Annotated in this window: 18 protein-coding genes; all 18 read right to left on the reverse strand. The window is 52.4% G+C overall.

What is annotated here, in order from left to right:
• Positions 1 to 312 precede the first annotated feature (312 nt).
• Entirely contained in the window at positions 313 to 1,632 is a 1,320-nt protein-coding gene (locus H503_RS0100765; RefSeq protein ID WP_014128808.1) for a TolC family protein, read from the reverse strand.
• A 125-nt stretch (positions 1,633 to 1,757) separates the two neighbouring features.
• Positions 1,758 to 3,014, reverse strand: coding sequence for an MlaD family protein (locus H503_RS0100770; RefSeq protein ID WP_016459427.1), 1,257 nt, complete (start codon positions 3,012 to 3,014; stop codon positions 1,758 to 1,760).
• Positions 3,015 to 3,018: 4 nt separating this feature from the next.
• A complete protein-coding gene (locus tag H503_RS0100775) occupies positions 3,019 to 3,780 on the reverse strand; it encodes an ABC transporter ATP-binding protein (RefSeq protein ID WP_009016399.1) in 762 nt (253 codons plus the stop codon).
• A gap of 1 nt (position 3,781) precedes the next feature.
• Positions 3,782 to 4,564, reverse strand: a complete 783-nt coding sequence (locus H503_RS0100780; RefSeq protein ID WP_009016400.1) for an MlaE family ABC transporter permease — start codon at positions 4,562 to 4,564, stop codon at positions 3,782 to 3,784.
• Positions 4,565 to 4,826: 262 nt separating this feature from the next.
• The gene (locus H503_RS0100785; protein WP_009016401.1) at positions 4,827 to 6,542 is read right to left on the reverse strand and encodes a SpoIVB peptidase S55 domain-containing protein; all 1,716 of its coding nucleotides are present in this window, start codon (positions 6,540 to 6,542) and stop codon (positions 4,827 to 4,829) included.
• Positions 6,543 to 6,615: 73 nt separating this feature from the next.
• Positions 6,616 to 6,924: a hypothetical protein gene (locus tag H503_RS0100790; protein WP_016459426.1), complete on the reverse strand. Its 309-nt coding sequence runs from the start codon at positions 6,922 to 6,924 to the stop codon at positions 6,616 to 6,618.
• An 87-nt stretch (positions 6,925 to 7,011) separates the two neighbouring features.
• Positions 7,012 to 8,424 (reverse strand): phosphodiester glycosidase family protein, encoded by a 1,413-nt coding sequence (locus H503_RS0100795; RefSeq protein ID WP_009016403.1) that lies wholly within the window; start codon positions 8,422 to 8,424, stop codon positions 7,012 to 7,014.
• A 70-nt stretch (positions 8,425 to 8,494) separates the two neighbouring features.
• Positions 8,495 to 9,535, reverse strand: a complete 1,041-nt coding sequence (mreB, locus tag H503_RS0100800; RefSeq protein ID WP_009016404.1) for a rod shape-determining protein — start codon at positions 9,533 to 9,535, stop codon at positions 8,495 to 8,497.
• A 7-nt stretch (positions 9,536 to 9,542) separates the two neighbouring features.
• Positions 9,543 to 10,802 carry a UDP-N-acetylglucosamine 1-carboxyvinyltransferase gene (gene murA / locus H503_RS0100805; RefSeq protein ID WP_014128812.1) on the reverse strand — a complete coding sequence of 420 codons (1,260 nt, stop codon included), beginning with the start codon at positions 10,800 to 10,802 and terminating at the stop codon, positions 9,543 to 9,545.
• Positions 10,803 to 10,876: 74 nt separating this feature from the next.
• A complete protein-coding gene (locus H503_RS0100810; RefSeq protein WP_131219503.1) occupies positions 10,877 to 11,296 on the reverse strand; it encodes a hypothetical protein in 420 nt (139 codons plus the stop codon).
• Between the two features lie 182 nt (positions 11,297 to 11,478).
• Positions 11,479 to 11,667: a hypothetical protein gene (locus H503_RS0100815; RefSeq protein ID WP_014128814.1), complete on the reverse strand. Its 189-nt coding sequence runs from the start codon at positions 11,665 to 11,667 to the stop codon at positions 11,479 to 11,481.
• Positions 11,668 to 11,715: 48 nt separating this feature from the next.
• A complete protein-coding gene (gene atpC / locus H503_RS0100820; RefSeq protein WP_009015837.1) occupies positions 11,716 to 12,156 on the reverse strand; it encodes an ATP synthase F1 subunit epsilon in 441 nt (146 codons plus the stop codon).
• A 1-nt stretch (position 12,157) separates the two neighbouring features.
• Positions 12,158 to 13,627, reverse strand: coding sequence for a F0F1 ATP synthase subunit beta (gene atpD / locus H503_RS0100825; protein WP_367281716.1), 1,470 nt, complete (start codon positions 13,625 to 13,627; stop codon positions 12,158 to 12,160).
• A 24-nt stretch (positions 13,628 to 13,651) separates the two neighbouring features.
• Positions 13,652 to 14,560, reverse strand: coding sequence for an ATP synthase F1 subunit gamma (atpG, locus tag H503_RS0100830; RefSeq protein WP_016459423.1), 909 nt, complete (start codon positions 14,558 to 14,560; stop codon positions 13,652 to 13,654).
• Positions 14,561 to 14,562: 2 nt separating this feature from the next.
• Positions 14,563 to 16,431, reverse strand: coding sequence for a F0F1 ATP synthase subunit alpha (atpA, locus tag H503_RS0100835; RefSeq protein WP_009015840.1), 1,869 nt, complete (start codon positions 16,429 to 16,431; stop codon positions 14,563 to 14,565).
• A 133-nt stretch (positions 16,432 to 16,564) separates the two neighbouring features.
• Positions 16,565 to 17,050 (reverse strand): F0F1 ATP synthase subunit B, encoded by a 486-nt coding sequence (gene atpF, locus H503_RS0100845; protein ID WP_009015841.1) that lies wholly within the window; start codon positions 17,048 to 17,050, stop codon positions 16,565 to 16,567.
• A 32-nt stretch (positions 17,051 to 17,082) separates the two neighbouring features.
• A complete protein-coding gene (gene atpE, locus H503_RS0100850) occupies positions 17,083 to 17,343 on the reverse strand; it encodes an ATP synthase F0 subunit C (protein ID WP_009015842.1) in 261 nt (86 codons plus the stop codon).
• 30 nt (positions 17,344 to 17,373) lie between these two features.
• Positions 17,374 to 18,075 (reverse strand): F0F1 ATP synthase subunit A, encoded by a 702-nt coding sequence (gene atpB / locus H503_RS0100855; protein ID WP_009015843.1) that lies wholly within the window; start codon positions 18,073 to 18,075, stop codon positions 17,374 to 17,376.
• Positions 18,076 to 18,079 lie beyond the last annotated feature (4 nt).

Consider the following 18,079-nt stretch of genomic DNA (forward strand, 5'->3'; position numbering starts at 1 on the left):
CCCTTGGGAAAATCAGGTGAAAAAGGGGCTGGTTGTTCCGTTTTCCCATAGATACAACTATAGTATACCAAAGTGAAGGGAAAGAAGAAAATAAATTTTAGTTGAACGGGATTAGGAATGCTGTAATGCTATGAGAGAGTGACGCTAAAACTGTAAGGTGCGGTGAAAAGTCATTCGCGGTCCGACGGGCCGGCCCTTTCCTAAGGTGAGACGTCCATCACACAAAAGAACATGCCCCCATTGTTTCCATAGAACAATGGGGGCATGTCTTCATATCAAACCGGTACGATTTGTGCGCCGAGCACTCCTATCTTATTCTTCCACATCCGTCGGAACACCCATGGACTGTTCAAGCAGTGCCCATGACGTGTTGTAATCATAGAGGGCTTGGATGTAGTTATTTTTGGCGGTCGTCAGGGCAACGGAAGCATCGAGGACGTCCGTGTTCGTTCCCACACCGGCCTGGTAGCGCAGCTGGGCGATACGGTAATCTTCTTCTGCTTGTTCAACCGCGACTTCCGTTGTCTTGATGCGTTTTTCTGCTTCCCGCATGCTAAGGTACGACGTTCTGACAGCAAGATTCACTTGGTCGCTGATCTGGCGATAGCTTTCCTCAGCTTTGACGACGTTAGCCTTGGCCTGACGGATCTTAGCAGCATTGACGCCATAGTCCCAGATGTTGAAGTCCACAGAAGCCCCAACGGACCACTCATATTTATGGGCACCAGGGAAACGGTCATCAGCCCAGCCATTAGCGGCGCTGAGGCTCACCTGCGGCAGGGTTGCCGCGTTGGCAATCTTTTGTTCTGCTTTTGCCATATCAACGGAAGCCTGGGCCTGATGGATCTCGGGCCGGTTCAGCATGGCGTAGGAAAGGCAGTTATCAAGGGTATAGTCATTGGGTTTATATTCCAGCCCTTCACTCAGGGAAAGAGGCGTCCCCGTCGGAAGCCCCAAGACGTTGTTCAAGGTGGCTACGGCCACATCATAGGAATTTTGGGCCTGGGTCAGGGTCTGCTGGGCATCGACAAGTTCCACCTGACTGCGAAGAACATCGACTTTTGCGGAAACACCTACATTAAACTGGGACTGGGTATTCCTCAGATGCTCAGCCAGCCGGTCCACGGTTTCTTTCTGGAGGTTCACCGTATTGATGCTTTCAAGGACATCATAATATCCCTTGGCCGCATTGTAGCGCGTCGTCTGGTAGGCGCTATTCATGCCATATTCATAATATTTTTGGTTGGCCTTGGCTTCTTCTATCTGACCTTCGAGTTTCCCGCCCGTGTAGATAGGAACGGAAATGCTCACAGTGTTCGTGCTGCTGTTTGTCCCCACAGGGCCAGTAGCGAGCGTTGCACCAGCAGCCGTCTTATACCTCATGTTCCGCCCCGTGGAATGAGCAAAATCAATGCTTCCCCAACGAGCTGCCCGAGCCGCGTCAAGTCCGGCCTTAGCGGCATCCAGTTCGGACGAGGAAATCTTGACATCAGAGTTATTTTCAAGGGCCATGCGAACGGCCTTATTCAGATCGAGGCTGACAGATTGAGGTGCCTCTTGGGCAAAAGCGGTGCCAAGAGACAGGACACTCAAGAAGACAGCGCCGATCAGTGCTTTTTTATGGATATGCATGACGTATCGTACCCTCCTCAAATTCTGACTGGCTAGTCAGTAATACACATTATATGCGCAATATTTTTGAAAGTCAACGGGGTGAGCCGGTTTTTACTCCCGTTCCACCAATTGTTCACAAATCCTTAAAAACGGGCCCTCAGTCCCAAGTAGGTGAGATCACTATGCCCATCAAGGACATCCATGTTTTCTCCAATGAGGGACAGTTTTGGGGAAAAGGCCCACTCAGCGCCTACCTTGAGCTTACCGTCATTGAAGTCATAGTAATCCGTAAAGAGATGGAATTTGGGCGACAAGAGCCAATCCGCACCAACACCAAATTCGCCTTCCATGAGGCCAACACGGCCCACAATGAACTTGCCAAGGCGCTTGTTGTAATGGAAATTGAAATCATCATCGCCGCCGGCGTCGCTCACACCGAGGTAGAAGAAATCATTTTGGCTTGTCGGCAGTTCGGCACCGATATCGGCACGCCATTTACTGTCCTTGTCGCGATACATGACATCTGTCCGGATGCGGGCATCGGCAACGACGCCCATGACGCGGTTTGCTTTTTCGCTTGTTTCAGCCGCGTTATGGATGGTAATCTTAAGATCGTCCTGGACCTTAGGGTCGGTCACAACGCCCTGAAGGGAAGCCGCTGTTTCCTTGATGGTTTCACTGACGTCCTTCATATTGGCCGCCATGAGGGCTACGTTGCGGCCCGTTTCGCCGTTATTGTCAGCCTGGGTCATGATGCTGTTCATGTGGACTGTCATTTCCTTCATTTGGCCGACCATGGCATGGATATCACCTTGGTTATCCTGGGCCATCTGGGCCAAAGCCTTCGTAAAGGCATTGAGGTTCTTTGTGATTTCTCCGGTCTGGACAAAACCTTCCCGCATGGACTTCTGGACAGCTTTATCACCAAAGACGTTGCTGAAGGCATCAGCAACCGTCTCCAATTTTTCCATAACCTTGCCCGATGAACTCATGAGCTTATCAACGCCTCCCGTTGTTTGCCCCGTGATTGTCTCCCCTTCCCGGAAGGTGACACCTGTAGCAATCTCCGGAGGGGTAATGGTAACAAACTTGGTTCCCATGACGCCGTCCATGCCAATGCCAAACTGGGAATTACGGGGCACTTTTTGTTTCTGGTCAATTTTCATGACAACCTTGACTTTGGACCCATCGACGAGAATATCATCGACCTTTCCAATCGGAACACCGGCAAAGCGGACTTCGTTGCCGACTTTGAGACCATTGACATTGTCAAAGATGACATTGAGCTTATACTGCCGGGACGCAAAACTGAATACACCCAAAAAGGTGAGCATCAGCGCCAGGATAACAAACCCTCCCAGCGTCACGGCTCCAACTTTTACTTCGTCTGTGGATTTCATGATTTCACTCCTTTGTTGGGTTCTCTTCAAATAGGTCACTGCGGATGAAGGCCTTTACAAGGGGCTGGTTCGTATGACGGGCCTCGTGGGGCGTCCCAGAAAAGACAATCTTACCCTGATTGAGCATGAGGATTCGGTCCGCGCAGAGGAAGGCGGACGCCATATCGTGGGTTACAAGGATGGACGTGATGCCCCGCTTACGTTTCGTATCAAGGATAAGCTGACTGATGTTTGCCGCCATAATGGGATCAAGGCCAGCCGTAGGTTCATCATAAAGGATGATTTCAGGATCAAGGGCAAGGGCACGGGCGAGGCCAACGCGCTTTTTCATTCCCCCAGAAAGTTCTGCGGGATAGGCCTTTTCGTTCCCAGAAAGTCCTACGGACGAAAGAAGATCCCTTACCCGCAGTTTGATATCGTCTGTTAGCATGTGGGTATGCTGTTTAAGACCAAAGGCCACATTTTCTTCCACTGTCAGAAAATCAAAAAGGGCAGAATACTGGAAAACCATCCCCATGTGAAGCCGCAGGTCGTTCCACTGTTTTTCCGTAAAATGATTGACCTCACGGCCTTTTATCCGGACACTGCCCCCCATCGGCTCAAGAAGCCCAATAAGAAGTTTCAGGGTCGTACTTTTGCCCGTACCGCTCGGACCGATAATAGCAACGGTCTCTCCTTTTTCAACGGAAAAGGATACATGGTCAAGGACCGTCTTGTCCCCAAAGGACATGTCCACGTCCTTAAATTCAATTACCGTTTCGCTCATATCAGCCTCCATGGACGTACAACATAACGGAGAGGAAATAGTTGAAGATAAAGATCAGGATAATGGAAAGAACAACGGATGCCGTTGTAGCCTTGCCTACCCCTTCGGCCCCTTGCTGAGCATTAAGGCCCTTATGGCATCCGATGACGGCGATGATGGCACCAAAAACGGAACCTTTGATGAGGCCGCCCACAAGGTCCCAAGATTCAACGAAGCCACGAATGGATTCGATGAACATATGGCTCCCGATTCCGGCATAGTTCATAGCAACAAACCCGCCGCCGATATCACCGACGAGGTTGGCATAAATAACCAGGATGGGCATCATGAGCACAATGGCGAGAAAGCGCGGGGCCACAAGATACTGGGTTGGACTGGTCGCCATAACGCGTAGGGCATCGATTTGTTCCGTGACCTTCATGGTACCGATTTCAGCAGCAATGGCGGCTCCGATCCGGCCGGCCACAACAACACCGGCAAGGATAGGTGCCAACTCGCGGGCCATAGCAATGGCCACAATGCCGCCGACGGAATCAGCTGCACCAAAACGGACAAATTCCTTCGCCGTCTGAACGGATAGGACCATGCCCGTACACATACTCGTCATGCTTACAATGGGCAGGGAATCTGCCCCAAGCTTTGCCATCTGGCGCAGGACCTCCCGCGGTGTGGCCTTGGAAAGGGCGGCGCAGGTCGCAAAAAAAAGATTCATGATGCGTCCTGTCGCCCGAAAGGCATAAACGGCCCGGTGGCCCAAATAGGCACAGATTGTCTTAAGTCCCATGACGTAACTCCTTTATTGCAGGAACGCAGGCGTTCTGCATACTTAGAACTCGTTCTAATATTATACCGCATTTTGTGGAAAAAATTAATGAAAAAATAGGTCTCTTTATGAAGCATTGCTGGCCCGTCACGACTTGTATGCGAAAAAAATCGTCCGGGCAGTTTTCCTGATACGGCATGAGCCCATTGCTTCAGGACCCTCTTTCCTAAAGCAATGGGCTCACTATCATTATCAAGGTGCCGCAATTATTGCGGGAATCATTTTACCGCTTTTTCACCTGCACTGTAATTCCTGTTTCCCCGCTGATGATGAAGTCCATGGTATATTTCTGCTTGTTTGGGCTTCCTTTGAGGAGGGTCGAGACACCGGAAGCAAAGCTTTGGGCATCTCCGTCCTTAGCTTCTACAGAATCAAGATTCTGGGCAAGATCTACGACAATTTCATTATTGGCATCCATAGTATTGAAGTCACTCAGGAAATCCTTGAATTCCCGCTGAGCATTGGCCATAGAGCCAGCCATCTGCTCATCCCCCGCATTTTGCTGGTTACGGCGGTTCAAGGCGTTTTGCAGCCATTGTGTCGCGTTGCCGCTGCGTACAATGAGGTTCATGGGCCCCGGTTTCTGCTTATCAGGGACCTTGAAGTGGATGGTCCTCGTAAATTCCTTGGCCCGATAGGGCTTAAAGGTCAGGCGAATGGGCAGATCCCCACCCTGTACCACAGGCTGATTGGGGAAGGAGGCGCTGACCAATTCCGCTACTTCGCACTGAGCGCTTGTTTCCACATCAACATTGACATCAAAGATCTTCACCGTGTCAAAGCGGTTGTTCATAAGCATATCAAGCGCGATATTGAGCTCGGAATTCGTGATCTTGCCGATGTCCTTGCTGCTATAGAACATGTTCTCCCGGCGCAGGCGGATGGGTCCTTCCTTCTCTCCCTGGGCAGTTACGGTGAAACGGATACGGCTTGTTCCGCCGCCTTTACGGTCCTTGGCAAGGCTTACGGCGTTATACGCAACTCCATCCACAAGGGTTGGCACAAGGTCCTCATCAGTGACAAGCTGAACATTCGTTGATTGGTGAAGGCCACGGTCCATATCAGTGACAGACACGTACATAGGGATGATCTTGGCATTTTCTCCCAATTTTCCCGCAACGCCGCTTAAGCGATCCTCTGTAATGCGCCCCAAGGTATCACCAAGAGAGCCCACTTTAAAGGCGCTCTGAATATTAGGGACAGCTGCATAGATATAGGCATTCGTCATGAAATAGTCACTCTTACCATGCTGCATAAACGGATGACCAAAAGCCAGGATATGGCCATCATCCCCCACCCAAGTAACAGTGCCAATGGCACCAATATTCATGTCGCCCCGGACCAAGGAAACACCGACGGAGCTTCCCGGTTCGAGTCCCACACCGGAAAGAGCATCAGCCCCTGTCGGTACGGCATAACTTGTAAGGCCAAAGGGTTTCAAGTTCTCGTTGAGGTGATGAAGCCCATCTTCCGTAAACCCACTGACCATGAGGGGCGTGCTTTTTGCTGCGAGGCCCTCAAAGACGGACGGACGCGGATCAGGTTCCTGAAGCATATCGAGCATCTGGTTGATGGGGGTCAAAAAGCAGTAGTTAGGGTCTGAAAAGGCCTGTCCATACGCCACAGCACCGGCTAGGCGTCCATCAATATAGACCGGGCTGCCGCTCATGCCTTGGGAAATACCGCCATTTTTTCTGAGGTTATCTCCAGAAGCACGGATGAGGATGCTATAGCCCCCTGTTTCCGAGCCGGTCACGCCAAGGACCTCCACATCAAAGGTCTCTATCTTGGTACCTTGGAAAACGGTCTTGCCGTAGCCCGTCATGCCTGGGCGCAGCTCCTCTACCGCAATGGTGGGTACATTGGCAAATGCCACCGAAATGAGCATCATCCAAACAAGGCTTACCATGAGCCCCATTCGTTTCAAAAAGCGTAGCATAGGTCCTCCCTACTTTTGTTATAGATACGAAAAAGAAGCTGCAACCCTTCACGCGCTGCAGCTTTAAGACTTGTTATGGTTCTTCAATCTGGGCAACAACTTGGCCAGCTGAAACCGTACTTCCTGGCTTTGCCGATACGGAAACGACCTTGCCGCTGCAGTTGGCTCTTGCAGCCGGTGCCGAACCAGCAAGGGTCTTGACCGTAACCAGGACGCTGCCTTCCTGGACAGAAGCCCCAACGGAAACAGCGGTCACCACCTGTCCGGAAAGACTGGCTGTCTGCGGTCTTGTGGTTGCTGCCTGAGCAATACCCAGCGCGGCAATGACCATAAGGATAGCGAGGGCCCACACATTTCTTTTATGGAGTAAATTTCTCATCATGATATCCACCTTCTTTATGACAACGACAAATTAGGTTTCGTTGTAGCTATCATTATATATCGAAAGTATCCCTTCATGCAAGTCCCCTTAGCGCGGGAAAAGGCCCAGAGCCACACGGACTGGCCGTTCAGCACCATCGCTGGGACGGTTCTTCACGGCTCCATTCACCACCATTTCACTGGATCCTCCGCCGTCAAAGTTCATGGCCCGATCCGCGCCAAGCTGGATCAGGTAACGTGCCAGTTCAGGAAGGGTCATCCCTGCACTGCGGCTTGACCGCCCGTCTGCCACCACAACAAGGATAGTCCCATCCTTCTTGATGCCAACCGCGGTCCGGGGTGCCCGTCCATCCGCGATATCGGAAGGAATCTCCTCAAGACTTGCCGTCACATTCACAAGGCCGTCATAAACCAGAAGAGGCCCTGCCGTACCCACACTAGGCGCCTTATCGGCAAGAGGACTGCCAAGACTGGTCTTGATCTTGACCTTATCCCCAACAGCAAGGGGGCGCAAGAAGTCCGCTGCCGTTCCATGTCCGGAAAGAACGGTCATGTTCCAGCTCATGGGCATGCTGCCTGTTGTGCCGGTCTTTATGACGCGGCCGTTACGGATGGCCACTTCCACGCCTGCCGCGTTCGTATCCGTTGTATCGTCATAGCCATTATTATAAAAAATCAGGTCATTTTCAAGGCGCATGCGATTCAGACCCGTTATCTTCATTTCCGCCCCATCAGGTCGGGTCACGGTGCCCGTAAAAGAAAGCCGCGGCAAGATGGCTGCTTTTCCCTTTTCTTCAAGAACGAGACCTGTGCGGGGCGTTTCTTCCATACCAAGCCACTTGCCACGAATCTTGAGATTTCCAACAACCCAGATATCGGAGTCAAAATAGGAAGCATTGACAAGGGCCTTGGCCCCAGAACGGCGGGAAATCATGGAAAGGGTCCCCTTTTGGATGGTGTGGCCATAGCCCGGTACAAATTGGAGTTCATAAGCACTGTCAGGCGCAATCGTGAGAACGTAGGTGTCAACATTGCCTGCTCCCAAATTAACGCGGCTCTTTCGGTAGGTCACCCCTTTGCCGAGGTTCTCGCCCGTTTTTTGGGGGGATTCCGTGCTGCTTTTGCTCTTTGTCGGAAAATCAATGACCAAGCGGCCTGGCTTCTTAAGGAAAAAGACCTTGTAGTCCGGTACACTTTCCCGGAAGGTGACGACAAGACGGCTCTTTTTTCCCAATGGCGCCAGGACCGCGTTTTTGACGCGCCGGTCCCTCACCCGTACGGACCGCGTCCGGTCCGTCTTGGCGTCAAAGGTAAGGGTGAGTGTCCTGCCTTGGGCCCGTTCCTCATAGTGCATAGTCTCATCAATATCCATGACAAGCCGCGCCCGTGTATCCTTGACGCCGCCCCGAAGGTCACTGATGGTTGCTGCCATGGCCGAACCAGCCATAAGACTTGCTAGAAGCGCAATGGTCAGGGTTCGCCCAATTTGTTTTATGTTCATGTTTTTTGTTCCCTCTCATACAGATGAAAACGGGGCGCCGCACAGCAGCACCCCGTCTATGATGTTGTTGCTATTCCTGATGGAGCAGTCCGTCCATGATGACCGAATGGGAAAAAGCCTTGCCGGCTCCGATGGCAACGCAGTCCAAAGGATCTTTAGCGACCTTTGTCCGAATGTGTGTATCAGACTGGACAACGTCGGCCAGTCCCTCCAAAAGAGCACCCCCACCCGTCAGGACAATGCCTTCACTAAGGATATCCGCCGCAAGCTCCGGCGGCGTCTTTTCGAAAACGGAACGGATGCATGATAGGATCTGGGATACGGGTTCCCCCATGGCACGCATTGTGTCACGGCTCGTCATGCGCAGTGCAGTCGGCAGGCCCGTAATCTGATCACGTCCGCGGACGAGCATATCACCGTGCATTCCCAGACGGCTCACACTGCCAATCTGGAGTTTGATTTCTTCGGCCACGTTGTCTGCGACCTGAATGTTCAGATCCTTTTTGAGGTAACGCACAATGGCCTCATCAAATTTATTGCCGCCGATGCGCAGTGCCTTGCTGGCAACAATACCGCCAAGGCTGATGACGGCCACATCCGTCGTCCCGCCGCCAATATCGACGACCATGCGTCCTTTTGCTTCCCGCACGTCGATGTCAGCTCCAATGGCCGCTGCCAAGGGTTCCTCAATGAGAAAGGTCCTTGCCGCGCCAGCCTGGGCACAAGCCTCAATGACAGCTCGCTTTTCAACACTTGTCACTCCCGTCGGGATGCAGACCATAAGACGGGGCTTAAAAAAGATGTTGCGTCCCACGACCCGTTCGAGAACAGTACCAAGCATGCCGGCAGTCGCTTCATAGTCGGCGACAACGCCGCCAGCAAGAGGTTGGACCACATCGATGCGGTCAGGCGTCTTCCCCAGCATTTCCTTTGCCCGCCGACCGACGGCAACGACTTTTCCATTTGTTTTGTCAATGGCCACCATGGAAGGCTCACGGTAAACAATGCCCCGCTCTGGCAGGAAAATAAGCAGATTGCTCGTTCCCAGGTCCACGCCGACGTCAACATTGGTAAAGAGCCTTGACAGGAAACCTTCTTCCAGCCGCTTCATATGCGCCTCAGCCTACGCGCTGGATGTCGGCCCCAAGGGCCGTCATCTTCGTTACTAGATTCTCGTAGCCGCGGTCGATATGGTAGATATCGGTGATTTCCGTTGTACCATCAGCCACAAGTCCCGCAAGGACCATGGCCGCCCCAGCCCGCAGGTCCGTCGCCCGTACCTGGCAGCCATAAAGCTTATCCACGCCTTCAATGAGAGCTGCCCTGCCGCCGCTTGTCTTGATGTTGGCTCCCATGCGCAGGAGCTCATCCACATGCATGAAACGGTTTTCAAAGACCGTTTCAAGGACCGAACTCTGTCCATCGGCAATGCACATCATGGCCATGACCTGGGCCTGCATATCCGTTGGGAACCCTGGGTAAGGCAAGGTCTTGATTGTAATCGGCTTGAGTTTTCTCGGTCCCACGACGCGCACGTCGTTGATTCCTTCTTCAACGGTACAGCCTGCCTCACGGAGTTTGGCAATGAGCGGTTTCATATGTTCGCACAGGACATTTTCCACCTTGATGTCCCCCTGAGTCATGGCACTGGCCACCATATAGGTTCCAGCTTCGATGCGGTCGGGGATGACAATATGCTCACCGCCCTTCATGCTTTCCACCCCATCGATATGGATGGCCGTCGTACCTGCACCGCGCACCTTTCCTCCCATCACATTGATGTAGTTGGCAAGGTCAACGATTTCCGGTTCCTGGGCTGCATTTTCAATGATGGTCGTGCCTTTGGCCATGGAAGCCGCCATCATAAGGTTTTCCGTCGCTCCAACACTGGGGAAATCAAGGTAGATGGTCGTTCCCACAAGTCCGTTCGGAGCCGAGGCCTCAATACTGCCATGACCTTGTTCAATCCGTGCTCCCAGCGCCTCAAAGCCTTTCAGATGGATATCAATGGGACGCGTCCCAATGGCGCAGCCCCCGGGCAGAGAAATCTTGGCTTTTCCCACACGGGCAAGAAGTGATCCCATGACAAGGAACGAAGCTCGCATGGTGCTCACAAGGTCGTAGGGAGCTTCATACCCCGTAACGACATGGCTGTCGATTTTCAGTGTATGAGGTTTGGATGCATCGACTTTAAGGCCCAGGCACTCCAGGACCTTGCAGATGGTCGATACATCTTCCAGTTCAGGCACTTCTGAAATGACGCTGCCTTCCGTCCCCAGGACAGAGGCGGCAATGATGGGCAGGACCGCATTCTTGGCCCCGCTCACGCGAACCGTTCCCGAAAGGCGGTGTCCGCCTTTGACTACCAATTTTTCCACTCTGATTCCCTCACTTCTTTGACTGGGGCCTTGACCCAGTACAAGGCTAAACTTCAATCAAAAACCACAGGCGCCTAATGGCGGACGCCCATGCGGTGCTTTCGTAATTTTTCCTGTCTTTCAAGCTCGTCTTCAAACTGCTCGCGCAGGGCTTCTTTCTCCTCTTCTACGCGTTCCTTGGTTTCCTTGAATCCATCTGGATCCCTTTTCTTGTAACCTTTTTCAGCCTTTGACCACGCCTTGCGGTCAGCATCGGCTTTTTTCATCCGCGCCCGGCTCTTGCGGCGTTTGATGAGCTCCCGCACCTGACGTTTGGACAGTTTGGTCTGTGACAGGTGCTGATAGCGGCGAATGAGATACAGGACAAGCATGGGCGGGAAAAAGGCCACCGCAACAATCCAAAAATTTGGATGGTGCATTTTGGTCCTTTTTGCGTCCCAATGGACAAACGCAACAGAAACAACGAGGAACACAACTCCCAGAACGTGTCTCACGCCCAATGGCACCCCCTCAAATGTCCATGGGTCTTGTTACGTCATCATGCGACGATTGATTTTCTTGCTAACTTTTAGATTATACCATACTATACGGCGCTTGCCTACTGTATAGGGCAAAGAAATAAGGCCCTTGGCGCATAAAGCGGGAACCAGGACCATGGCCCCAGTTCCCGCTGAAATCAAAAAATGGAATGCATACGGATACGATCGGCTAGAATGTTATAGTACGTCTCTTTTTCTCGGATGGTCTTTTTAAGGCGCGCCCGCTGCTCGTCTGTATGGGTTTCCTCGAGACGTTCCTTCAGCTCGGCAATCTCGGCCTTTAGTTGACCCATCTTGCTTGCAGCCATCTTGCTGATAAAATCCATTGTGGCTGTCCCCCTCTCGCAAAACATGCTGCAGACAGTTGATTTTCATTAGGTTTCCCATTCATAGGGTGCGACATGCCCCATGAGGTTTGCCGTCTTGAGCCGTGCTTCGGCTCGGCGCAGCGTCTTTTCCGTATGTTCAATATCGGTGAGGACGCCGGGACGGGTTAGGCGCGCCGCAGCTTCATCGCGGACAGCCTCCCATTTTTTCACATCAATATGTTCTGCAAGTTCTGCCTTGGGCGTGAGGATGATGACCTTGTTATCCTTGACTTCGGCGAACCCGCCTTCAACATATAATAGAATAACATGGTTGTTTCCATCCTGCAACTTAAGGGTCCCCTCACCGAGAACGGCAATGAGGGGTCCGTGGTTTGCGAGGATTCCAATACCGCCTGTGACCGTATTAAGGAGCACATAGGCAATATCCTTTCGCTTCATGAGATACTGATCAGGCGTCAGGACCTCAAGGGTCATTAAACTTGCCATATCACTCGCCTCTCATCTTCCGGCCCTTTTCAATTGCCTCATCAATGGTTCCCACCATATAGAAAGCTGATTCAGGCAAGTCGTCATGCTTGCCTTCAAGGATTTCCTTAAAGCCCCGGATAGTTTCCTTAAGGGGCACATAACAGCCCGGCTGGCCCGTAAACTGTTCGGCGACATGGAAAGGCTGACTCAGGAAGCGCTGGACCTTGCGGGCCCGAGAAACGATAATCTTATCGGCTTCGCCCAGTTCTTCCATGCCGAGAATGGCGATGATGTCCTGGAGTTCCTTATAACGCTGGAGGATTTCCTGAACGCCGCGGGCTACTTTATAGTGCTCTTCGCCGATAATGAGCGGGTCGAGGATTCGGCTCGTCGAAGCTAGGGGATCAACGGCAGGATAAATGCCCAGTTCTACGATTTCACGCGAAAGGACGGTCGTCGCATCGAGGTGGGAGAAGGTAGCTGCCGGCGCCGGGTCGGTGAGGTCATCAGCGGGGACGTAGACAGCCTGGACGGAAGTGATGGATCCATTTTTCGTCGATGTGATTCTCTCTTCCAGGGCCCCCAGTTCATTGGCAAGGGTCGGCTGGTAACCAACGGCACTTGGCATACGCCCCAAAAGGGCAGAAACTTCTGAACCAGCCTGGATGAAGCGGAAGATATTATCGATGAAGAGCAGGACATCCTGACTCATGGCGTCACGGAAGTATTCTGCCATAGTCAGTCCCGTCAGGCCAACGCGCATTCTGGCTCCTGGCGGTTCATTCATCTGACCGTATACAAGGGCCGTCTTGTCGATGACACCAGATTCCTTCATTTCACCCCACAGGTCATTGCCTTCGCGGGTCCGCTCACCAACGCCGGAAAATACGGAATAGCCGCCATGGTTGGTGGCCACGTTATGGATCAGTTCCATGATTAGGACGGTCTTACCGACACCAGCCCCGCCAAAAAGACCGATCTTTCCCCCCAAAGCATAAGGTGCAATTAGATCGACAACCTTGATGCCCGTTTCCATGATCTTCGTTTCTGTTGACTGTTCACTAAGGGCCGGTGCAGGCCGATGGATAGGCCAATATTCACTGGCGTCCACTGGGGTCGGGTCATCATCGACGGCCTCGCCCAGGACGTTGAAGACACGGCCTAGACATCCTTTTCCAACGGGGACGGTAATGGGATGCCCCGTATCAAAGGCTTCCATCCCTCTCACAAGCCCGTCAGTAGAGCTCATGGCGACGCTGCGCACCGTATCGCTGCCGATATGCTGCACGACTTCCGTCGTCAGATGGATATGGATGTCCTTGGTCGGATTCCCGTCAATTTCAATGGCATTGAAAATTGCAGGCAGGGATCCTTCAGGAAATTGAATGTCGACAACAGGTCCCATGACCTGCACAATCTTGCCGACATGACCTTCTTTTTTAGCGGTTAGCCGGGCAACTGCCTGGTCAACACGATTTGTTAACTTAATATCTGACACAGATGGGACCTCCTCTTATTTCAAGGCTTCCGCCCCGCCCACAATTTCATTGATTTCCGTCGTAATGGACGACTGCCGGACCTTCTGGTAATGCAGGCGCAGTTTTCCTAGGAGAGTATTGGCATTATCTGTAGCAGTCGTCATGGCCGTCATACGAGCGGCGAGCTCACTGGCGGAACTTTGGATGAGGGCCGTAAAAATCTGACTCTTGAGATAGTAAGAAGCCAGATAGGGAAGCATCTCCCCAGCTTCCGGTTCGTAGACAAGGGTCGAAAAATCCGTTGGGTCATCTTTTTCCCACACTTCCTGGGCTTGCCATTGCTCATCATTTTCAAAGTTCGTCTTCAGGGGCAGGATGGCATCAGTGCGGGGAATCTGGACCATAGGAGACTTAAAGTACGTAAAGATGAGGTCCACTTCGTCCACTTCGCGGTGCGTAAACATACTAGCCGCATAGTCGGCAATCTCCTCGGCGGCTTCGTAGGTTGGCTTCTCGCTGAATCCTTCCCATTCCCGCACGACGTTGTAGCCGTGGTGCAACAGTCCCAGACGGGCCTGCTTTCCTACAGCAATGAGAGGGGACTCTTCCTTTCCACGAAGCTCGATGGCCGTGTGCTTGACTATGTTGCTGTTATAGGAACCGGCAAGACCCTTATCGGAACCGATCACAATATAGGCCGTCCTGTACAGAGGCCGCCGTTCAAGGAGCGGGTTCTTTACAGGATCCAAATGGGCCAGGACGGACGGATCACTGATGGCTTCCTGAAGGAGGCGCTGGAGCTTCCTTGCAAAGGGCAGGCTCGCCGTGGCTCGCTGCTGGGCCTGATGCATACGGGCCGACGCGACCATCTGCATGGCACCGGTAATTTTTCCGATGCTGCTGACGCTCTTCATGTGGGCCCTGATTCCACTGGTATTGGCCATGATCATTCACTCCCTATAGGGGCATCTTCCGGCGTGGGGATAAAGACCTTGTTATGATCCGTAAGTGCATCATTCAAGGTTTCCTTGACCTCATCCGTCAGTTTCCCCGTACTCGAGATCTGCGCGAGGATGCCTTCGTAATGGGCCTTGATGTAGGTCAGCATCTCATGTTCATAGCGAATGACATCGGACACAGGGATATGGTCCATATATCCCTGTGTCACAGCATACAGTCCAATGACTTCTTCTGCCATGGTCAGGGGATGATACTGGGCTTGTTTCAGCATTTCTGTCACGCGGGCCCCACGGTCAAGCTGCATCTTGGTTGCTTTATCGAGATCGGAACCAAACTGAGCAAAGGCGGCGAGTTCCCGATACTGGGCCAACGTGAGTCGCAGCGTTCCCGCAACGGATTTCATGGCCTTTGTCTGGGCAGCCCCACCAACACGAGAAACGGAAAGACCGGCGTTAATGGCAGGCCGCACACCGGAATTGAAAAGATCCGTTTCCAAATAAATCTGCCCATCCGTAATGGAAATGACGTTCGTTGGAATATACCCGCTCACGTCGCCAGCTTGGGTCTCGATGATAGGAAGAGCCGTCATGCTCCCTCCGCCATGGGCTTTATTTCGGCGGCAAGCACGTTCAAGCAGTCTGGAATGGAGATAAAACACATCGCCCGGATAAGCTTCCCGTCCAGGCGGACGGCGCAGGAGCAGGCTCATGGCGCGGTAAGCCACCGCGTGCTTGCTTAGGTCATCATAAACAATGAGGACATCTTTGCCCTGATCCATGAAGTATTCCCCAACAGCCGCTCCGGCATAAGGCGCCAGATACTGCAGCGGGGCCGTATCGGCAGCGGTCGCGGCAACAATGAGGGTATAGCCGGAAGCTCCATATTTTTCAAAAGCAGCCGATAAACGGGCTACACTGGAAGCTTTCTGCCCAATGGCTACATAAATGCAGATGACGTTCTTACCTTTTTGATTGAGGATAGTATCGATGGCAATGGCCGTTTTTCCCGTTCCGCGGTCACCGATAATGAGTTCACGCTGGCCGCGGCCAATCGGAACAAGGGCATCCACAGCCTTAAGACCTGTTTCCAGAGGTACATCAACAGGCTGTCGCGCTGCAATGCCAGGAGCCGGTGATTCGATAGGACGATAATCGGAAGCTTTGATGCTGCCCCGCCCGTCCAGGGGCAGACCCAAAGGACTGATGATGCGACCCAGCATTTCCTCGCTCACGGGAATGCTCATAATCTTCCCTGTGCGGCGCACCGTGTCCCCTTCCTTGACCTGACTGGCACCGCCCAAAAGGACGATGCCCACCTCTTGTGGCCAAAGGTTCTGGACCATGCCGTAAATCCCATCATGGAGAGAAACAAGTTCACCGCTCATAGCTCCCCCAAGACCCGTCGCTGTACAGATTCCGTCGCCGACAGTCTTGACTATTCCGATTTCCTCAAGACCCACTTCATTATCAAAATGTTCAACGCCGGCTTTCAGTGCGTCTGTCAGATGATCCGTGCCGGACAGGCTCTCTTCTCTTAGGTGGATAGTCTTCATGAGTTCATCCATCTTTTCAAGCTGGCGCTTGACCGTGGCATCGAAGATATGATCTTCATAGCGAACGGCAATGCCGCCCACAACAGAAGGATCCACCGTGCGAGACGCGATTTCAACATTTTTTCCAAACTTTTCACTTAAAAGCTTTGTTACAAGGACTTCTTCGTCCCCGACGAGCGGTCTTGCCGTCGTCACGTCAAGGGGAAGAACGGAACCAGCAGGGAAAATCGCCCTGTCATCGTCCGTTACATGGAGCCGCATGAAGACCTGCTTCCAAAAGCTTTCCTTATTTTGACTATCCATACGTTCTATTTTCCTCCCAAAACGGCTGCCTGCGGCAGCCGTGGAATCTCATGCATCACCTGAGGCCATTGTCACAAAAATGGCCGTTATGACGACGAAAAGAAGCCCGCCACAATGGGGAGCTTCCTTTTTTTCAGCGACTTTGGAGAGCCTCATCCGTCTTACGGGCCACAAGCGCCTGGTCTTCCTCACTGGTAAGTTTTGCCTGCAGGACGCGGCTGGCAATTTCTGTACTGAGGGCAATAACCTGTTCACGCACATCAAGAAGGGCCTTTTTCTTTTCAGCTTCCACCCGCTCGCGGCCGCTTTCAAGGAGAGCATCCCGTTCCTTTTGTGCTTGGGCCAAAGCCTCGTCATGGAGCTTCTGGGCATCAGCGTTAGCCTTAGCAATGATATCGCTGGCTTCCTTACGGGCCGTCTTCAGCTGATTGGCATATTCAAGCTTTAGGGTCTCAGCTTCCTTACGGGCGTGTTCTGCCGAATCAAGGTCCTTGACAATGCGGTTGCGGCGATCATCCATGGCCTTTAACAGCGGCTTGTAGGCGAATTTTGCCAAGATCCAGAGCAGGATGATGAAGTTCACGATCTGGGCAATTATCGTATAGTTCACACTGACCATTCAAAGCACATCCTTTCTCGGAAACTGAAGCCTCATTTCGTCACAAAGGGATTGGCAAAGATGAGGACAATGGCGATAACGGAGGCAATAATAGGAATGGATTCGACAAGACCGATGCCGATCAGCATGTTAGTCTGGAAGCTGCCGGCCTGTTCAGGCTGGCGGGCCATGCATTCGAGGGCCTTTGTGGCGACACTAGAGTCCCCGCGGGTGGCAGCAAAGGAGGCACCGACACCAATGAGGGCAGCCCCTAAGATAGAAGCAACAATGATAATGGTATTCGAATCAAGCATTTTGATCGTCCTTTCGTTTCTCAAAGAAATTTACTCGTGGGCCTGTTTGAAAATAGGCGCCAAAGCAATGATGGTCAGCATGGTAAAGATAAAGGCCTGCAAGAAACCAATGATCAAGCTGAAGCCGATCCAAAGATTAGGGATGATGAACGGGACCAGCTGATACAAGACGGCAAGCAGGATTTCACCGGCAAGGATGTTGCCAAAAAGACGCAGGGCCATGGTCAGTGGCTTTGCGAGCTCTTCCAAAAGATTGAGCGGCAGCATGAGGGCAAAAGGAGAAATGAGATGTTTGAAGTATTTCGGTCCCTGCTTGATGCAGCCAAAGATATAGGTTGCCACCGCAACCATGATGGATAGACCCAGCGCCACGTTGATATCATTCGTAGGTGACGAAAAATGGAAGGCTATGGAGGGCATCAATCCAATTTCGTTCGCCACAAAGATAAACAGGAACAGGGTGATGACAAAGGGAGTCGCCATCCGGCGTCCTTCAATGCCAAGGTTAGCGTCCATGAGTTTATCAAGCCACTCAATGAACATTTCAACGAGGTTCTGGATCCCGTGGGGAATCCGCTCCACGTGGCGGGTAGCCGCAAAGACAATCGCTGCCACAATCAGCATGGTAAGCCATGACATGTACATGGTTTGCATGTTGATGACAACACCGGGCAGGATCTCCGTTGGTCCATAATGGATGATTTCCGTACCCGCAGCTTCTGCTACACCCATGTTA

Source organism: Acidaminococcus intestini DSM 21505 (genome assembly GCF_000425045.1).
GTDB classification, from domain to species: Bacteria; Bacillota; Negativicutes; order Acidaminococcales; family Acidaminococcaceae; genus Acidaminococcus; species Acidaminococcus intestini.